This is a genomic window from Acidimicrobiia bacterium, assembly GCA_016650365.1.
In the GTDB taxonomy this organism is placed as follows: Bacteria; Actinomycetota; Acidimicrobiia; order Spongiisociales; family JAENVV01; genus JAENVV01.
Genome location: JAENVV010000197.1, coordinates 1 through 18,433, shown reverse-complemented (window position 1 = coordinate 18,433; position 18,433 = coordinate 1). Strand labels below are relative to the sequence as shown.

Sequence of the window (18,433 nt, the reverse complement as noted above, 5' to 3'; positions counted from 1 at the left end):
TCCAACCCCATCTCTTTGTCGACGCAAGTTAGAAGAGTCCCGCCGTGCCACCGCCATCGAGCGAGATGGACGTTCCCTGAATGTGGCGGGACTCTGGCAGGCAAAGAAACACCGCCAGATTGGCGACGTCCTCGGGGTTGGCGAACCGCCGAATCCCTTGCTTCTGGAGAAGCGACCGTTCGAACTCATCCGGTGTAACTCCGGCTGCCTCAGCCCGGCTGGCCATAAGGGTCCGATGACGTTCCGTACGGGTCTGACCAGGGTGAATCGTGTTCACATTGACATCGTCGCGCAACCCTTGGCCAGCGAGCGCCTTCGAGAAATTGGCAAAGGCCGCATTGACGGCTCCGCCGATCATGACATCGGGAGTCGGCGTTCTGGCCAAGCCCCCAACGATGTTGATCACCGTGCCATTCGACTCGACGAGGTTGGGCCAGAACAGCCGCGAAAGACGGACGGCAGCATGGAACTTCAGGGCGAATCCGTCCAACCAGGCCTCATCATCGAGACCGAGAAACGGGCCGGCCTTCGTGGCCCCGGCGGAATTCACAAGGATATCAACCCGACCGAAAGCTTCCAGGGCTCCGGCATGAAGCTGCTGGCAGCCTTCGACCGTACGCAAGTCGCCCGCCACGACGATGGCGCGGCGGCCGGAATCATCCTGAATCTCCCTGGCGGCCCGCTCAAGATCGACCCCGGTTCGAGCAGCCAAAACGAAGTCGGCGCCTTCCTCGGCCAATGCCCCCGCTATAGCCCTTCCGATCCCCTTACTGCCTCCGGTAACCACTGCCACTTGACCGCTCAACTTACCCATGGTGACTCCTCCTCGATCCACCGAGCCTAATCAAGCGCGAGGCTCGTTGGCAGGATGAGATCATGCACCCTTTGTCGCAGTTCGCAACCGATGTTGCACCGCACGTTGACCGGCTGGTACTGGCGGTTCACCGACTAATGCGAACCTTGCATGGAGACGCGGTCGACCAGTGGCGCGCGGACACCGGACTAGCTCGATCCGGCCTGCTCATCAACATGCGACCCTTCTTCCTGGCCGGTACCCAGAGCCTGGCGTTGCTCGAACGCCTCCACCGATACGCATTACCCGCCACACTCGAGGACAACCTACGCGACGCCATCGGTGAAGGATTGATCGACGATTCCCTGACCCCCAGTGACCGGTGCCTTGAGCTGTCAAGCCGACTCACCGCGCTCCAAGCAAGCCTGATCGACGAGATGTGGGGCGACCAATCAGGTATCTCGCCGCTGGCGAACCCCCTGCGGGCTGCGGTGGATGGAATGCCGAAGCGGTATCCCGGCCCGAGCTTCACCCTCGCCAGGGCGTGGGCCAACCTCCCCCGCCCGGACAACTCGGGGCCATTTCTCGTCCACCACCTTCTCACCGCCTTGGATACCTTCGGGCCGATTCCCACAGCGTGGTTCTCGACGCGGCAGGGTTATCAGCCGGCGAGGCAGCCCGACTCGACGCAGTCTGGCGACAATTGGAAGGCAGCCATCACGACCATCCGCTTGACGGATTGGTCAGCCGGGGTTTGCTCGACCCTGATGGCAACATAACCGAAGATGGCCAACACGCCCGAGCGGCGATCGAACACGAGACCAACTCGGTGGCGGGCGCAGCTTGGGAGGCCGTTGCCGCGAGGAGCTCCCCCAGGTACTGGTCCACCTCGAGGCCCCGCCCGACCACATCAGACCCTGAGTTCGCGCGTTAGGAGACCGCGCCGACGACCAACGCGACGGCCGAAAAGGCCAACAGGGCAAGAACGACCCGCCCGAACACGTTGGCATTCAGACGGCGCGACACAGCTTCGCCCAGCGGAACGACTACCAATACCGGGAGTATGGCAATCAACGCCCGGATAAGCGGAGGACCGGAAAATCGCCCCAGTTGGGCGAGGGTGGCAATCTGTAGGGAGCCGAATCCGAGGAACGTAACCGTCAGGGCGAACACAAACTCGTCTCTCGGGAGATTCAGACTGTGGTAAAAACTGCCGAACACGGTTCCAGAGTTGCCAGTCGCACCATGCAGTACGCCACCGACCAGGCCGACCGGGGCGGCCAGTTTCATCCCAACGTCGCGAGACATACGGAACTGGGGGTGGGCGAGCGATGCCACGATGTACATCAGCACGGTCGCCGCGAGCACGACCGACAGAATTCGATCGTCAAGGCGCGTCAAGAGAACGGTTCCCCCAATGGCGCCGATGGCACCAGCTCCGATCAACCTCACCAGCAGCTTGCGGTTGGGAGCGGCCGCATGACGGTTGGTCCACAGCATCATCAGATTGGCGACCAGATTCGGAATCACCACCGCCACGACAGCCGCTTCGACCCCGAGAAACGGCGCCAGGAGCGGAATGGCGATGAGCGGACCACCGAATCCGGCGACCCCCTTCACCCAGAAGGCGAAGGAAACAACTACGAGAATGAGAACGAGCTCGACCGACATCTAGGTCGTCCGATTCGGACAATTGGGCGGGCGGTCAGCGTCCATGATGTGATCGGTTGTCGGCCGACCTGATCCCCAGGCAGGCGACGGAACCGTCGGTCAGACCTTCTCGAGCAGGTTGGCGATCACATCGGCCGCCGAATAGGTTTCGTGACCCGGCGCCAAGAAACGGGCGACGTTGGCGGCATCATCGCCGGCTGTGACGAGAACTTCCTGCTCCTGGCCGTCATGGAGTTGAGCGAGACCGATATTGGCCATCAGGGCGTTGCACAAACACTGGCGGTTATTGGCCTCCTCGACCGTCCCACCTTTCTTGACAAAGTCGACGACCGGTTCGGCAGGGCATCGCCACTTCACTTTTCCTTCGGGCGTCTCGTACGGAGACCGAAGATATCCGAGGTCACAAATCCGCTCACGCTTCTCGTACATCACGCGATCGGACAGGGTCCCTTCCATCAGAATGATCTTGAAGGGGAAGCCAGTAGGCGACGCATCGGGGTCTGTGAAAACCGTCACCTCGCCGCGCGCACTGCCCTTGAGAACATCAGCCTTCAGGTCCTCCCGCATGTCGGATTCCTCACAGAATGCGAACGCGGTACCCACCTGAACCCCGGCTGCCCCGACCGCCAACGCATCCCTGACTGCCTCAGGAGACGCTTGCGAGCCAGCCAACCAGAACGGCTTGCCGATCGCAGACAGCACAGCGAGGTCGACCTCATCGCGGGGTCCGTACAGCGGCTCGCCCGTTTCGGTCTTTCCCTTCGCCCGGGGCGGCGCATTGTGCCCGCCGGCGGTCGGTCCCTCGACGACAAAACCGTCCGGCGGAACCTCCGCACGCGAGAGCATCGTGGCCAGGACATGGGACGCCACAATGGCGAGAAACCCGGGCCGCTTGAGCCGGGGCGGATCATGCTCGAAGAACGATCGCGGATCGAATCGAGTGAAGTGTTTCTTGGTGGCGTCCTTCACGTCCAGGGCCAGGTCTGACGCCTCACCATTCGAAAAGCGACTCAAAACTGCCGGAATCGCCTTGGGAATGCCGGCGCCCATGAGTACATAATCGACTCCAGCCAACATCGCACCGTAGATCGAACCCAGGGTTTCTACCTGGATTTTCTCCAGGTAGTTGATGCCCACCGGATTTTCGTGACCTTCCTTGGCGAGGAATACCTCAACAAAGTTGGCTGCCGTAACAAGCTCCAGGGCGCTCCGGATCCGGTTGACGGTGGCCATCGGCTTGCCGCGGTGCGGTCGATCGGCAGATTTGCCCCCATCGACAAAGTACTTTTCGAGAATTCGTTCGGCAGCGTCTGGCAGAGGAAACGCCTTGAGCGCCCTCCGAACGTGGCCGCCAACATCGCCCAACTGAAGCCGGCGAACGAGCACGGCGTCGAGGGCAGTCCCGGAAACAACGCCAAGCTGACCGCAGGAGGACACCGCATTGGCAAGGCGCCAGCCGGAAACACCGACACCCATACCACCTTGAATTACGATCGGAAGATTGGCCACAGTCACAGAATAGACGCAAGTGCAGCGATTGGTAATGGTGAATCGAACTTCACGGGCCTATCCACGTGGCGCACATCAGAGGCCGCCAAGGAAGTCGGCAACGAGTACCGGTAAAACAGGATCGCCCGGTGGTGAGAAACTCACGAGAATCTGGTCGGCCCCGGCCGAACGATACCCTTCGATGAGCTCGGGAATTTCAGCCAGATTGTCATACCGGAACTGAGCGGAGATTTCGATCTCGGCAGGATCCCGTCCGATCTCCAGGCACAATGATCGGAGACGCTTCACGCGAACCGCGAAGGCGTCGAGGTCGCGATCAAAGTCAGGGAAATTCCAATGATCAGCCCACTTGGCGGCGAGCGGTAGCGTTCGGTTCATGCCTCCGCCCCCGACGACGAACGGGGGGCGGGGCTTCTGGATCGGCTTTGGCTCGAAGCGGGCCTCCTGGATGCGATGGTGTTTTCCCTCAAACGAGAAGACTTCATTCGTCATGAGACCATCAATGACGGTGAACGTCTCGTCGAGCATGTCGAACCGATCGGTCAACGATGGCAGCGCAATGCCATAGGCGAGGTGTTCACCTTCGTGCCAGCCGGTCCCAATACCGATGTCGAGTCGTCCCGCCGACATATGGTCGATGGTGGCCGCCATCTTGGCAACGACGGCGGGATGACGAAAGGTGTTGGCGGTGACCATGTTGCCGAAGCGCAGACGATCGGTAAGGCACGCCAGGCCGGCGAGCAGACTCCATGATTCAAGAATCGGCATTTCCGCCGGCGACTTCGGCGGGTAGAAATGGTCATTCAGCCACACCCCATCCCAAAACCCGCCCCGGTCGGCCTCTATCCAGATATCCCTCAACATTGGCCACTCGATCTGCTGCGGCCAGGTTTTGAACGAGAACTTCATCAGCTCACCGTTCCCCCAAGATGCCGGGTCATCCAGTCGAGGGCGTATGACTGGAACAGGTGCGGCATGTTCTGAACACCGTGGGTTCCGCCTTCGATAAGCAGGAACTCGCCACCACCTTCGTCGGCGATCCGTTTGCCCTGCTCCCATGGGATCAGAGGATCGTCCGAACCGTGAACGATGAGGAGCGGGCAGGTGATCTGCGAAGCAATTCCCTCAAGCGAGAGGTCCCCGGCCATCACCCTGGCTTCATCCATGCTCTTGGCTCCGCTGTAGTGGGTGTAGGCCTCCTTTGTCACCTGGGGAAGCGAATCGAAACACTCCCCCCAGTTGTAGGGACCACAGTTTCCAAAGGCGGCGATAATTCGAGGTTCGAAGGCGGCCGCCCGCGGTGCGTAATAGCCGGCCAGGCTCGATCCGAACACGCCAACCCGCCCGGCGTCAAGGTCTGGCCGGGTTTCGATCCAGTCGATCACCCCACGCATCGCCACCTCGTAGTCGGGTCGGATGGTCGACCACTGACTGGCTTCCCCTTGGCCTGGTCCATCGACGGACAACACGGCTACTCCGCGACGCAACCAAGCGCCCCGTGATTGGTGGCGGGTTTCCTTGGTCGAATCCAATCCGGGAAGGACAATGACCACAGGCGGTCGATCAACGTTCGGGAGGCTCAACAACCCGACCATCCTCGGCGCACCCGCCACGCCGGGGATGTCCACCTTCTCGACCGCCGGTTCCAGCCGTGGGAGGGCGTGGTCGTGGCATCGGAGCATATTCGCCAGTCCGCGGCTGTGCAGTTCTTCGTCGCGGGTCGACACGAAGTAGGCGAGATGATGGCATCGGAAGGCATCCATCCAGGCTGCCGTTGCCGCCAACTGACGGCCATCGCTTTCGGCGTGTTTGGCGAGGGCTTCGTGAACGGCCGCAGTGTTCATCCACTCCACCACCCAGTCATCCCAGGTGTCGATGCGATCGACGGTGGAGACTAGGTCTCCCACGGTGATGCCACCCCTCAGGAACCGGGGAAGCCATGTTTCCAGGACCTCCCGAACTACCGGATCTCGATGGGTTAAGGCGTCGGCGAGCGTGCTCATCGCAAGGTCTCCTAGGGCATTGGGATTATGGGATTGGTCAGAGTACCGATGCCGCTTATCGAGGCCACCATCTCGTCACCCACCTTCAGAAATTGTGGCGGTTTGCGGGCGTACCCGATCCCCGATGGCGTTCCACTCAGGATCACGTCGCCCGGCTCAAGCGCCATGCCCAACGAAAACTCCTCGATGATTCGGGGCAGTTTGAAGACCATCAGCGAGGTGGGGTCGGACTGCTTCACGTCACCGTTCACAGAGAGTTCCAGGTGAAGGGCGTACGGATCGGGGATCTCATCAGCGGTGACGATCCAGGGCCCGAGCGGGCAATGGGTGTCGAGACCCTTACCTTTGAACCACTGCGCTCCGTGCCGTCTTTGCAGGTCGCGGACCGATACATCATTGGCAATGGTGTATCCAAACACATGGGACATGGCATCGGCCTGAGTGATATTGCGCCCACCCTTGCCAATGATGACCGCCAACTCGACCTCCCAGTCGAGCTGCTCACTAACCGGGCCCGGATGAAACACACCGCCGCCGGGTCCGACGACGCTCGTCGGAGGTTTCGAGAACAACGTTGGATAGTCGGGGATATCGGGCGGGTCATAGTTGCCGCCGCGCTTGCCTTTACCTTCCTCGAAGTGTTCGAGATAGTTCCAGCCAACACAGAACACGCATCGACTCGGCCGCGGAATTGGAGCGAGCAACTCTGCTCCCGTAACCGGGTCACAGTCGGGGCCGACCAACCCGGCGAGGAATTCCGGCCCGGCCGCGATCAGATCGATCATGCTGGCCGGCGCGTCACCAACCAGGTCTCTGACCAGGCGGATGGCGTCCCCACCTCCAACGACCGCCGGCAGCGACTCACCCTCGTACAAGACCGTGGCAAGGCGCATCAGGAAATACCGAAGCTTTCGAGGTACGGCTTCACCTCGATGGCTTTTCCGCCCTGGGCGTTTGACTCGATGGCGCAGTGCACCACCGACAGCGCCCGGATGGCTTCATCGACGCCAACTTCAACCGTCGCCTCGCCTCGACAGGCACGACCGAACTCCTCAAGTTGCTCCCGGAACATGTCCGTCTTCGGCAAGTCGACCGGCTTTCGCTCTTGATCCCCGTACGCCTGCGACACCAGTGATGAGTGCTCATCGGCTTCGTGGGCTTCGTCCCAATGGGTGAAGTCCAGGTCGTACATGAGGTTGTGCTGGGTACCCTGAAGTCGAATCTGGTAGATGCCGGGGGACGCCCAACCGCACCCGAGATATCCGAGCGCACCCGACTCGAATTCCAGGATCGCCATCGTGGCGTCCGGTACTTCCGACTTCGTGAACAGCTTGCGAGTATGGGCCGAGACAGCCGCGACCGGACCGAGCAAGTATTGAAGGTTGTCGGCGTGATGCACTCCGAGCTGGATGAGCGGCCCGCCCGGAGTCTTGTCCAGATACCAGCGCCACGTCTGAGGAGTCAGCTCAAGACCGCGCTCATTGGAGAAGTTGGCTTCGGCCATGGACACCCCACCAAGGGTGCCGTCGTCGATCCACTTCTTCATCTGTCGATTGCCCGACAATCGGCGGGCACTGTGGCCGACGGCGAACGGAAGACCTGACAAATCTACGGCAGCCTTAATAGCTGCAGCATCCTCGAGCGTCTGTGCAACCGGCTTGTCGGTATACACCGGCTTGCCGGCTTCGAGTGCCTGCACGATCAGGGAACGGTGGGTGTCGTTAGGAGTGGTGATCATGATGCCTTCGACATCGGGATCAGCCAGCAACTCCTCGTAACTCGAAGCCGATCGCTCGATTCCGTACTCGTCCATGAAGGCTTGCCGCTTGTCCTCCGAGCGGGAGAAGCAGGAGTAGATGTCGATCAAATCTCCCCGCTGTGCCCCGCGGGCGAGAACCCGTGCCCATCGGCCGAGGCCGACCTGGGCCAGTCTGATCTTGTCGCTCATCGTGTCTCCTAACTGACTTGTGTCGTGGTGTCTTCAATGTTCTTGCTGAGATTCGGGTGAGGGAAGAAGCAAATGAGTTCCAACTGACTGTTTTCGTCGGGAACGGTGGCGTGGGCGACTCCGGCGGGAATGAGCACAACATCGCCGGCGGCGACCGGGAACCATTCGCCATCAATCCACGCTCGCCCTTGGCCGGCGGCAACTACCACCACCTCCTCGGAATGGGGATGCCGATGAGCGGTTCGGCCGACGGTACGTTCCATCTGAACGACTCTTAAGCTCGACGCCGAAGCTTCAGCTTCCAGGGGATCGGCCGACCGACGACCAGGCAGGTCGATGAATTCCAACTCTGGCCGACCGATCACCGTCATGCCCGGAGCTCGAATATCTCCGTGACACGTTTGGCAACGTCGTCGGCGACGGTTGCGGCGAAACTCCCTGCCATATCGAGGGCCGCCCAGGTGGGATTGCCGTACCAACCATCGGCATCGATCTCGGTGACATCGGTGATGTAGCCGTGGGTTTCGGGGCTGCGCCGCATCTCATCTAGGGCGATAGCGTGATCGGGCCGGGTGGCTTCGCCCGCTCGATCGACGTGTACAAGGGATGGATCGTGGGCCATGACGGCCAGAACCTCGATGCCCCCACCATGGGTCAACTCTCCGCCACTGGCGGCATAGATCCGCTGGGCGGCGTAACAAGCATGTGAGGTGACGACGTACACACCGGGATGCCGATCCTGGACTTCGGTGGCAACTCCATCCATCGAGGCGATGTTGCCCTCATGCCAATTCACGAAGACCAACCGGGTCACCCCCATGTCGATGAGTTCCTCGCAGATATCGGTGAGGAGGGCTTCAAAGGTCGAGCGTCGAAGGTTGATCGTCCCGGGATGTCCGGCATGGATCGGCGTTACGCCATACGGACCGAACGGGACAAAGAGCGCCCCAAGGCGATCGGCCAGGGTTCGCGCAACTACCTCTGCGGCCATCGTATCGGTGCCGCACGGTAGGTGGGGACCGTGCTGCTCGACGCTCCCGAACGGGATGACCGCCGTCTTCGAGTCGGCGATCACAGATGCCACTTCCGGGCTAACAAGGTCATAGATGGAACTGGTCATGACGCCTCCTCGGGTCGAACGATGGGGTGTAGGGGTTCGGTACCTTCCAGGATGCGCCGGGCTTCCCACGCGGACTTTACGCGCAGTTCGGTCTCGGTCTCCTCGGTGTACCAGGCAGTATGTGGGGAAAGGATGAGCTGGTCCTTGACGGCGGCAAATACCGACAGATTGGGCGGTTCGGGTGCGAACACATCGAGCGCCGCAATCCGGGGACGACCCTCTGCCATTCCAGCTGCCAACGCGGGGGCGTCGATGAGCGACCCCCGGGCGGTGTTGACAAGAATCGAGCCCGGCTTCATCCGTCCAATTTCGCTCGGACCGAGGAGCGGGGAACCGTCCGACGGACCAGGGGCGTGCAGAGTCACGATGTCGGACATCTCGAGGAGATCGCCCAATTCGGTGTCCATTCCCGTCACAAATGGATCATGGCCAATGACTGCGCCAAAACCAACCGCCTGAAGTTGCTCGGTAACCCGCCGGCCAATCCGTCCATGGCCTACCACTCCTGCGGTCAGGGCCGAAGGCAGATGCATGGGACGCAACTCGGAGAAACCCCACTTACCAAGCTTGACCAGTCGATCAGATTGCGGCAAGCGGCGCATCGCTCCGAGTATCAAGGAAAGGGTATGAAACGCCACGGCCTCCGTCCCGTAGTCCGGTACGTTGACGACCCAGAAGCCCAACCGCCTGGCGTGATCGAGATCGACCGAATCGACCCCGATGCCCGACCTGACGATGGCCCTCGACGTCATACGTTCGAGAACCCCGGCAGTGAACTTGGGCCGGGAGCCGGCGATCACGACGTCGACCCCGTCGGTAACCTCGACGATGTCGTGGGGGGTGTCCCCCGACCCGACAACGATGGATACCCCTTCGAGGATCTCTCGTTCGATCGAGAGATCGGGATAACGAGTTCCGACTAACGCAACGGTGAACATTGTCATGACCCTATCACTGCAATCGATTGCAGCACAGCGATTAGGGCAACAAATCCAGGGTTTGTTTCAAAGCAGAACGAACGACCAGATCTTCTCGATCGGCCTATGGAAGAAGTACCTCGCGTCCAATTACTTTACCGTCAACCACGTTCTTCTGGAGCTGTTCGGCCGACTCAAGGGGGAACGAGCCAGAAATGATCGGCGTCAGCGAGCCGGCTGCCACCAGCTCGATCACCTCGGCCAGCTCGGCGGCGGAGACGTTACGAGAGCCCATGATCTCCCATTCGTTCCTGTAGAGGTCGCCGGGATCGATGGTCCACTGGGCACCGGTGTGCGAGCCAACGATGACCATCCGTCCGCCTTTGGCCAACGACGCCAGCGTCTTGGGCATGGTGGCCGGTCCAACCAGTTCAAGAACGCCGTCAACTCCCGCGTCAGAAGACCACCGCTTGGCGGCAGCATCGATCGGTCTGATCCGGGGATCCACAACTTCGGCGGCCCCCATCTTGCTGGCGGCAGTCAGTTTGGCCTGTCCAAGATCGACGGCCATGACTTCGGCGCCGAGCATCACGCCGATTTGGACCGCATGCAAACCCACGCCACCCCCGGCCCCGGTTACGATGAGTCGCTCCCCTGGCATGAGCTTCATTCGATATTTGAGCGCGTGATACGGGGTCCCGATGGCGTTGGCCAATATGGAACCAGCCGCAAACCCGATGCTCTCGGGCAGGGTCACCAGATTCCGGGCAGGCAGAACAACGTACTCGGCGTAGCCGCCCGGAGTCGCCACACCTACGTGGCCGCCGAAATTCTCGCAAATGGTTTCCCGGCCAGACCGACACCAACGGCATACGCCACACACGAGGTACAACGTGGCTGCCACTCGATCTCCGGCCGACCAACCCGACACTCCTTCGCCCGGGACCGCCACCTCGCCGGCAATTTCATGACCAAGAATGTGGGGCAGGCCGGCCCGCTCCCGCAAGCCTTTGCGAATCGCCACATCGAAACGGTCGACCGCACAGGCCCGCACCCTCACAAGGACTTGTCCAGGACCTGGTTCCGGAATGGGAACCTCTCGCAGGACCATCGGTCCGCCGAACTCTTCTATCACCATTGCACGCATCGTCGACATCGGTCGATCGTACCTCCGCCAATGACATCGCGCCGCTTTGGGGCGATTAGGTTGACAACCATGTCACTTGCACCTTCTGTTAAAACCCTTACCTGTTTCGACTGCGGCAATGAGCAGGACGCCCATCGACTCTCGACTGTCTGCTCCATCTGCGGCATGCCGCTGCGAGTAGACCTTGATCTCGGCACAATGACGCCTGCCGAGGTCATCGACCCGACTATCCAATCCATGTGGCGCTATGGCGCAGCCCTGCCGATCCGTCCCGAAGACGCCATCACCCTGGTGGAGGGCTGGACCCCGATTCTTGAAGTAGCCGACAATGTCTGGGTGAAGGACGAATCGCGCAACCCGACCGGGTCGTTCAAATCACGTGGCATGTCCATGGCAGTATCAGCCGCCGTTGCGCTCGGAGCCGGTCGCCTGGTGGCCCCTTCGGCAGGGAACGCCGCCGGTGCGTTGGCGGCGTACGGCGCAGCCGCCGGGGTGGGCGTGGTGGTTGCCATGCCGGCGGACACGCCCCGAGCCTTCATCGACGAGTGCAACCACTACGGAGCCAAGGTCCACCTCGTCGACGGGACGATTTCCGATGCCGGACGCTTCCTCGCCGAGAATCGTCACCCGACCGACTTCGATATCTCCACGCTCAAAGAGCCGTATCGCGTCGAAGGAAAAAAGACGATGGGCTACGAGTTGTACGAGCAGTTCGACGGGTCCTTGCCCGAAGTGGTCATTTACCCGACCGGGGGCGGAACCGGACTGGTTGGCATGTGGAAAGCCTGGAATGAGATGGAGTCGATGGGATGGATCGGGCCGGAACGGCCCCGGTTGGTGTCCGTGCAAACTGCCGGTTGCGCTCCGGTCGTGAAGGCGTTCGAATCGGGCGCCAAATACACCGAACCGTGGCCGAACGCAGTGACGTCGGCGTACGGGTTGCGTGTGCCAGGCCCGATCGGTGGCTTTATCTGTTTGCAGGCATTGCGAGAAACCAATGGAACGGCCGTCGCCGTTCCGGAAGAAGACATGAAGGCACAAACTTCGGCGTTGGCCGCGGCCACCGGGATCGATATCTGCCCGGAGGGGGGCGCCGTCTGGGCAGCGTACCTGCAGCTTCAGAAACAAAACTGGCTTACCGCCGACGACCGGGTGGTGCTGTTCAACACCGGCACCGGCCTCAAGTACCGGTAGGAACGATGCATGTAGAAGTCACCCGGGTACACGGCAAGCGTCTAGAAGTGACCGGAGCCGATGGTCGGATAATCATCGATGACCTGAGCGCTGACGGCGGACCAGGTGACGGATGGCGACCAACCGAACTGGTCCTGGCCGCCCTTGGAGGGTGCATGGTTGGGACCATGTTGAGCTTCGCGGCCGATCAGGGCATAGCGGTAGGCGATGTACGCATGGTGCTCGAAGACGAGGTGGCAAGTCCACCCAAAAGGATCGGAAGGATCAATATGACGATGTTCGTCGGAGGCGATGTGACAGACCGACAGCTCGAATCACTCAAACGAGTAGCTTCGAAATGCAAGATCGGCAACACGCTGGCGGACTCACCCGATCTGACCTTCGACCTGAGGCGAAGCCTATGACCCCGCTGGTTGACGGCAACTGGCTGGAGGCCCATCTTGGGGATCCCAACGTCGTAATCCTTGAGGTTTCGTTCTACGAACCGGCCAGAGCTTCTTACTTCCAAGCCCACGCTCCGGGGGCTCACTACGTTCAGTGGAAGGAGTTCTGCTGGCATGACACCGACCGCGCGTTCGCCGATCCGCAAACCATGGCCGACCGGTTGGCCGCCTACGGGGTAACGGACGAGTCGACCGTTGTGCTGATCGGTGACACGATCCAGTTTGCAACCTACGCCTACTGGACCATCACCATGGCGGGACTTGAGCACCTGGTGACCGTGCTTGACGGTGGCAGTGCCAGTTGGATCGAATCAGGTCGCCCCACGACTACTGACATCCCTCCCCAACCCCTGGCGGGCCGCGTCACACCGGGCACTGCCGATCCCACGTCGCTGGTCGGTCGCGACGATGTGCTCGTTCACCTCGATGATCCTGGACGGGTTCTCATCGACGTTCGATCACCCGAGGAATACCACGGCGAGCGGGTTTCGCCCCTCACCTCACCGTTTGATTATGGGGCCGAGCGCAAAGGCCGGATCCCCGGCGCCAGGCACCTGTACTACCTGGACCGCCTGCTCAAAGAAGACGGGACATTTAGATCTCCCGCTGACACGATCGCCGAATTCGAAAAAGAGGGGGCTACGGCCGACAAGGAAGTGGTGACCTATTGTCGACTATCCCATCGCGCATCCCTGGCCTGGTTCGCCATGACACGAATCGCCGGACAATCGAACGTCAAGGTCTACGACGGATCATGGACGGAGTGGGGATCCATCGTCGGCTTTCCTGTCGAACGGTAGCCCTGCCCGGCCCTACGTCTCGGACTGGCCTCCGGCCGGCAAGACTCGATTGGCGAAAGCCTCGCTTCGAGCGGCAAAGATGGCAGGCGGGATCCGTTTGAGCTCTTCCTCCGGGAAGACGGACAGGAGCTCCCAGGCCAGGTCCAGCGTCTCGTCGAGTTCGCGGCGCTCCTGCTGGTGGACGAACCGACGTTCGAACTCATCGGCGAACTTCAAGGTCCTCCGATCGGTCTCGTTGAGGCTTCCCTCGCCGACGACCGCAATAAGTCGTCTCAGGTCCCGCCCTTCGGCGTAGAGCGAGTAGACCTGGTCAGCGACCGGACGGTGATCGGGCCGGGTCTTTCCCTCGCCGACACAGGCGTTCATAAGCCGACTCAAGCTGGGGAGCACATCGACCGGGGGAAACACGCCGCGCCGGTGCAGGTCCCTCGACAAAACGATCTGGCCCTCGGTGATGTAGCCGGACAGATCGGGAATGGGATGGGTGATGTCGTCGTCTGGCATCGACAGAATGACCAGCTGGGTAACCGATCCCGGTCGGTCGTGCAGACGGCCGGCTCGCTCAAAGATCGAGGCGAGGTCGGTGTACATGTACCCCGGATATCCTCGCCGTCCCGGAACCTCCTCCCGGGCGGTAGCCACCTCCCGTAGTGCTTCGCAATAGTTGGTGACGTCCGTGAGAATCACGAGAACGTGGAGGCCGCGTTCAAACGCCAGAAACTCGGCCGTCGTAAGTGCCAATCGTGGCGTCAGCAGCCGCTCGATGGTCGGATCGTCTGCCAGGTTCAGGAACAGGACGGTCTGGTTGAGTCGGCCCCCTTCCTCAAGATGCCTCCGAAAGAAGCTGGCCTCCCGAGCCGTGGTCCCCATGGCTGCGAACACGACGACAAACTCGTCGTCCGTGGCACCGGGTACCCGGGCATGGGTGGCGATATCGGCGGCCAACTCACCAGCCGGCAGTCCGAACCCTGAAAAGATCGGAAGTTTCTGACCTCTGGCGAGCGTGTTGAGACCATCAATCGTCGAGATGCCGGTTTCGATGAATTCCGACGGATACCGGCGGGCAGCAGGATTGATGGGGAGGCCGTTGACGTCCCAGAACTCTTCCGGCATGATCGGCGGCCCACCGTCGATCGGTCGCCCTGACCCATCGAACATCCGCCCGAGCAGATCAAGGCCCACCCTCAGCCGGGAGCTGTCTCCCCCCAACCTGATGCGCGTGGTGGCCAGGTCGAGCCCCCGGGTCCCTGAATAGACCTCAATCACCGCCCGATCACCATCGACCTCAAGGACCTGACCCGAGCGAATCTCTCCGTCAGGGGCGACCACGTCAACAACCTCTTCGGCATGGACGCCTCCGGCATGATCGATGAACAACAACGGCCCTGAGACGTAGGTAACGGTGCGGAGTTCGACGGTGGGCAGGCTGAGTTTGTCGCTCATATCCCCACCTCCTCGTTGAGCCGGTTGATAAGTGACATGGCCTCCGCTTCGGCAGAATCGGGTGACCAGTATTTCATCCGGCTGAGTTCGACGAGCGCCGGAGCAGCCATCAGCGAATCAGGGTCGGCATCCTGAGAATTGGCGAGCCCGACCAGCAAATCGTGGGCATGGTGTATCACCGCCAGCATCCAGTACTGCTTGAGCAGGGGGCAATACGCGTCGATGTCGTCAAAGGCAGATTGTTGAAGGAAGTCCTCCCGGATCGTATGGCCGATACGGAAGGTGACCCGCTCGACCGGAGCGAGTACATCCGAGCCAAGCAGACGAACAATGCTGAGAATCTCTTCTTCTCGACCCAATAGTTCCATGGCCCAGGCCCGATGTCTTGACCAGTCCCGATTGACGTGGTCGTCGAACCAGCCATCGAGGGCATACAAGGTGTAGCTGCGGTTCCAGTGGATGGCGGGATAATGACGACGGCGAGCCAGATCTGGATCGAGCGCCCAGAACGTTCCTGCCAGGCGCAGGCTGTACTGGGTGACCGGCTCGGAAAAGTCGCCGCCCGGCGGTGAAACCGCCCCGACGACCGTCACTGACCCCTGGCGCCGGGGGGAACCGAGCGCCACGACCGCCCCGGCTCGCTCGTAGAACTCAGCCAGCCGCGACGGGAGGTAGGCGGGGTAGCCCTCTTCACCCGGCATCTCCTCGAGCCGACTCGAAACCTCGCGCAAAGCTTCCCCCCATCGGCTGGTCGAATCAGCCATGACGGCGACGTCATACCCCTGGTCGCGGTAATACTCGGCAATGGTGATGGCCGTGTAAATGCTCGCCTCGCGGGCAGCAACCGGCATATTCGAAGTGTTCGCTATGAGGATGGTCCGGTCCATGAGCGAAGCGCCAGTGCGCGGATCGACGAGCGTCGGGAACTCTTCGAGCACCTCCGCAAGTTCGTTGCCGCGTTCTCCGCATCCGACATAAACGATCACATCTGCGTCCGACCACTTGGCGAGCGTCTGTTCATGCACGGTTTTGCCCGTTCCGAAGCCGCCAGGGATCACGGCGCTACCCCCCCGGGCCACGGGGTAGAGCATGTCTACCACCCGCTGGCCGGTCACCAGTGGCGCGTCAGGATCGAGCCTGGTGGCGACCGGGCGCCTTCGGCGTACCGGCCACCTGGTCGTGAGCGGCACGGGTTCATCATCCACCCAAATGACCGGATCGGTGCTCTTGACCGCTCCCTCCGCCACTCGCGTCACGATTCCGGAAACTCCCGGAGGGACCAGAATTCGGTGTTCGATCGCCGGAGTCTCCTGCACGGTCGCGACGATGTCACCCGGCTCGACCCTGCCGCCAACCTCCACCGTAATGGCTACATCCCAGCCCCGCGGTTCCAGCGCCACAACGTCGATTCCACGGCGCAGGAAGGGTCGGCCGAACGGTCCGGTCTCATCTGCGGCCAGAGTGCGAAGTGGCCGCTGAACGCCGTCGAAGACCTGACCGAGGAGGCCAGGACCAAGTTCAACGCTGAGCGGGACACAGGTGTCAATGACCTCGGAACCGACTTGCAGGCCCCCCGTGGATTCGTATACCTGTATTACAGCGGTGTCTCCACTCAGCCGAATTACCTCTCCGATGAGGCGACGGCGTCCGACCCGAACCACGTTGTAGAGACGGGCACGATCCAGGCCGGTCGCCACGACCACCGGCCCGGCGACTCGCTCGACCCGACCGGTCGCCCACGCCGCAGGTGTTGTTGAAACCGGGACCGTCATGATTGATCCTCACCGAACGTTATGTGATAACCGATGGCCCGCTGGAGCCGTTCGGCAAGCCGAACCCGCCTTGCCTCATCACCCTCGACCTCGGCCCCAACCGGCAGCTCGACGACCACCGGAGAAACCGACCCCTGCAGCCTCCGTTTCAAATCAGCACTGAGGCCCTCGAACAGCGGCGCGTACACCGCGATCACTCCTCGTTCGCCGTCAAGGAGCAACCGACGGATCACTTGTTCAGCTTGGTCAGGTGTCTCCGAGACTGAGGTAGCAGCTCCGGCCAGCCGGAATCCCCCGGCGAGATCGTCCGGACAGACAACAACGAGGCGAGCCTGGCTGGTGGTCATCGCACCCCTACCAAGCGGTCGAACATATCTTCCCTTGCGAGATCATGAACAATGGCGCGCCCCACCAACCGGAGGTTCCTGGCTTCGGCTTCCTTTCGAATGATGAAGCCGAGCGGAACATCGATACCGAGCGGATCACCGAGTCGAAGTCTGGCTATCCCGGCCTCGGTCGCAGCATCATCGAGCTCCCGTTCCAACACCCAGAGTTCGCCGTGCTCGACCCAGGCGGCCAAGGGTCCGCGCCAGGTCACGGGCAGCAAGCCATCCAGCTTCGCGGCGACCTCAGCCCGATCGTCGAGCTCAACGAGCTCTGCCCACACTTGTTCCGACACTCGTCCGCCGGCCATTGCCAAGAAGGAGTCGGCGAGCGTCACCTCCCGGCCGGCCTGGTGGCGGCGCAAGGCGCCCATCAAGTTGAGGCGGTCTACGTCCTCATGGAGTAGGGACACAAGCGAATCGGCCGACCGGGCATCTGAGACAAAGTCCACGATGGAGTCACCAAAGGCACCATCAAGCGCAGCTTCCAGGACCGCAATATCGCCATTCTGGAGAAAGCCGGGCATGGCGTGGCGGAGTCGACGAATGACCGTCGGCGAAGGCAGCTGCCAAGCTGCCAAGAGGTCCACGGCTGCCCGAACGTCCTTTTGGTTCGCCAATTCACCGAGGGCGGCTTCATCAAGATTCCCCGCTGGCACAAGGAATGGCCCGAGAGCCTCACCATGGACAGGCTGATTTAGGGTCCGCAAAATGGTGCGGATATTCCGAACATCCCAGCGACTCTCGTAAAACCGGAGGCGATCGCGAATTTCACCCGAGTAGAAGGCAAGAACGTCGGCAAGTTGCCTGCTCAGGTGAATCCGGACCGCCTCATCAAGACGACGCAATCCACGATATCGGCCAAGCGCACTCTCAATCGCACGACCGTACGGACCGCCGGCCAAACCACCGAGCATTCCGTCGAGTGTGGCCGAGCTGAGCAAGCCGCGATAGCCATCCGCGTCCAGGAGCCTGCCTGCTCGCACCCGCAGGCGGGTGTTGCCGTACTCATACCCGATCACAATTCGGCTCCGCGCTTAGCCAGATCGGGAATCAATCGGACGGCCAGGTGTCGGAGCTCTCGCTCGGATCGCGCCAGCCGGGAGTCAAAAGTATTGCGAACCGCCCGACCATCCTCGGCCTCGATGTCGACACCCCCCAGGCACACCAACGAACCTTCCACACGCTCGGGGTCGACCCGATTCCCAATCAGTTCCTTCATGAGAAGCCGGTCAGCCTCCCGTACCAGAACCGTGGCATCGTCGTCACCGACGATTGCCACCGCTTCGG

20 protein-coding genes are annotated in these 18,433 nt (G+C 61.6%); 4 read left to right on the top strand and 16 right to left on the bottom strand.

The genetic code is table 11. The annotated features are described in order from the left end of the window. Positions 1–28: 28 nt before the first annotated feature. On the bottom strand, positions 29–814 hold the full coding sequence (locus JJE47_12085) for an SDR family NAD(P)-dependent oxidoreductase (protein ID MBK5268162.1): 786 nt from the start codon (positions 812–814) through the stop codon (positions 29–31). A gap of 62 nt (positions 815–876) precedes the next feature. On the opposite strand from JJE47_12085, the gene JJE47_12080 reads away from it, so the two are divergent. Further along, positions 877–1,572, top strand: coding sequence for a hypothetical protein (locus JJE47_12080; GenBank protein MBK5268161.1), 696 nt, complete (start codon positions 877–879; stop codon positions 1,570–1,572). A 151-nt stretch (positions 1,573–1,723) separates the two neighbouring features. Here the strand turns inward: JJE47_12080 and JJE47_12075 are convergent, their stop codons facing one another. The 10 genes from JJE47_12075 to JJE47_12030 all read right to left on the bottom strand — a co-directional run bounded on the left by JJE47_12075 (position 1,724) and on the right by JJE47_12030 (position 11,117). Beyond that, on the bottom strand, positions 1,724–2,464 hold the full coding sequence (locus JJE47_12075; GenBank protein ID MBK5268160.1) for a sulfite exporter TauE/SafE family protein: 741 nt from the start codon (positions 2,462–2,464) through the stop codon (positions 1,724–1,726). A 99-nt stretch (positions 2,465–2,563) separates the two neighbouring features. Then, on the bottom strand, positions 2,564–3,940 hold the full coding sequence (locus tag JJE47_12070) for a nitronate monooxygenase (protein ID MBK5268159.1): 1,377 nt from the start codon (positions 3,938–3,940) through the stop codon (positions 2,564–2,566). A 108-nt stretch (positions 3,941–4,048) separates the two neighbouring features. Further along, positions 4,049–4,882 carry a TIGR03560 family F420-dependent LLM class oxidoreductase gene (locus JJE47_12065; protein ID MBK5268158.1) on the bottom strand — a complete coding sequence of 278 codons (834 nt, stop codon included), beginning with the start codon at positions 4,880–4,882 and terminating at the stop codon, positions 4,049–4,051. Beyond that, entirely contained in the window at positions 4,882–5,976 is a 1,095-nt protein-coding gene (locus tag JJE47_12060; GenBank protein MBK5268157.1) for an alpha/beta hydrolase, read from the bottom strand. The genes JJE47_12065 and JJE47_12060 overlap by 1 nt, the downstream gene beginning before the upstream one ends. 11 nt (positions 5,977–5,987) lie before the next feature. Next, positions 5,988–6,869, bottom strand: a complete 882-nt coding sequence (locus tag JJE47_12055) for a fumarylacetoacetate hydrolase family protein (GenBank protein ID MBK5268156.1) — start codon at positions 6,867–6,869, stop codon at positions 5,988–5,990. Next, positions 6,869–7,924, bottom strand: a complete 1,056-nt coding sequence (locus JJE47_12050; GenBank protein MBK5268155.1) for a Gfo/Idh/MocA family oxidoreductase — start codon at positions 7,922–7,924, stop codon at positions 6,869–6,871. The genes JJE47_12055 and JJE47_12050 overlap by 1 nt, the downstream gene beginning before the upstream one ends. 8 nt (positions 7,925–7,932) lie before the next feature. Next, positions 7,933–8,295, bottom strand: coding sequence for a cupin domain-containing protein (locus JJE47_12045; GenBank protein ID MBK5268154.1), 363 nt, complete (start codon positions 8,293–8,295; stop codon positions 7,933–7,935). Continuing rightward, positions 8,292–9,044 carry a creatininase family protein gene (locus JJE47_12040; protein MBK5268153.1) on the bottom strand — a complete coding sequence of 251 codons (753 nt, stop codon included), beginning with the start codon at positions 9,042–9,044 and terminating at the stop codon, positions 8,292–8,294. Before JJE47_12040 ends, JJE47_12045 begins: the two co-directional genes overlap by 4 nt. Beyond that, positions 9,041–9,988 carry a C-terminal binding protein gene (locus tag JJE47_12035; GenBank protein MBK5268152.1) on the bottom strand — a complete coding sequence of 316 codons (948 nt, stop codon included), beginning with the start codon at positions 9,986–9,988 and terminating at the stop codon, positions 9,041–9,043. The genes JJE47_12040 and JJE47_12035 overlap by 4 nt, the downstream gene beginning before the upstream one ends. A gap of 97 nt (positions 9,989–10,085) precedes the next feature. After that, positions 10,086–11,117 carry an alcohol dehydrogenase catalytic domain-containing protein gene (locus JJE47_12030; protein ID MBK5268151.1) on the bottom strand — a complete coding sequence of 344 codons (1,032 nt, stop codon included), beginning with the start codon at positions 11,115–11,117 and terminating at the stop codon, positions 10,086–10,088. 60 nt (positions 11,118–11,177) lie between these two features. On the opposite strand from JJE47_12030, the gene JJE47_12025 reads away from it, so the two are divergent. Genes JJE47_12025 through JJE47_12015 form a run of 3 tightly spaced genes read left to right on the top strand, consistent with a single transcriptional unit; the run spans position 11,178 to position 13,545 of the window. After that, positions 11,178–12,302, top strand: a complete 1,125-nt coding sequence (locus JJE47_12025) for a threonine synthase (protein MBK5268150.1) — start codon at positions 11,178–11,180, stop codon at positions 12,300–12,302. Between the two features lie 5 nt (positions 12,303–12,307). Then, positions 12,308–12,706, top strand: coding sequence for an OsmC family protein (locus JJE47_12020; GenBank protein MBK5268149.1), 399 nt, complete (start codon positions 12,308–12,310; stop codon positions 12,704–12,706). Continuing rightward, positions 12,703–13,545 carry a sulfurtransferase gene (locus JJE47_12015; GenBank protein MBK5268148.1) on the top strand — a complete coding sequence of 281 codons (843 nt, stop codon included), beginning with the start codon at positions 12,703–12,705 and terminating at the stop codon, positions 13,543–13,545. Before JJE47_12020 ends, JJE47_12015 begins: the two co-directional genes overlap by 4 nt. A 12-nt stretch (positions 13,546–13,557) precedes the next feature. On the opposite strand, the gene JJE47_12010 is transcribed toward JJE47_12015, so the two are convergent. From JJE47_12010 to JJE47_11990, 5 genes are all read right to left on the bottom strand, one after another. Beyond that, a complete protein-coding gene (locus tag JJE47_12010) occupies positions 13,558–14,988 on the bottom strand; it encodes a V-type ATP synthase subunit B (protein ID MBK5268147.1) in 1,431 nt (476 codons plus the stop codon). Continuing rightward, a complete protein-coding gene (locus tag JJE47_12005) occupies positions 14,985–16,760 on the bottom strand; it encodes a V-type ATP synthase subunit A (protein ID MBK5268146.1) in 1,776 nt (591 codons plus the stop codon). Before JJE47_12005 ends, JJE47_12010 begins: the two co-directional genes overlap by 4 nt. Then, the gene (locus JJE47_12000; protein ID MBK5268145.1) at positions 16,757–17,107 is read right to left on the bottom strand and encodes a V-type ATP synthase subunit F; all 351 of its coding nucleotides are present in this window, start codon (positions 17,105–17,107) and stop codon (positions 16,757–16,759) included. The genes JJE47_12005 and JJE47_12000 overlap by 4 nt, the downstream gene beginning before the upstream one ends. After that, on the bottom strand, positions 17,104–18,165 hold the full coding sequence (locus tag JJE47_11995) for a V-type ATPase subunit (GenBank protein ID MBK5268144.1): 1,062 nt from the start codon (positions 18,163–18,165) through the stop codon (positions 17,104–17,106). The genes JJE47_12000 and JJE47_11995 overlap by 4 nt, the downstream gene beginning before the upstream one ends. Continuing rightward, on the bottom strand, positions 18,162–18,433 hold a 272-nt coding region (locus JJE47_11990; GenBank protein ID MBK5268143.1), incomplete at its 5' end, for a hypothetical protein. The genes JJE47_11995 and JJE47_11990, both read right to left, overlap by 4 nt.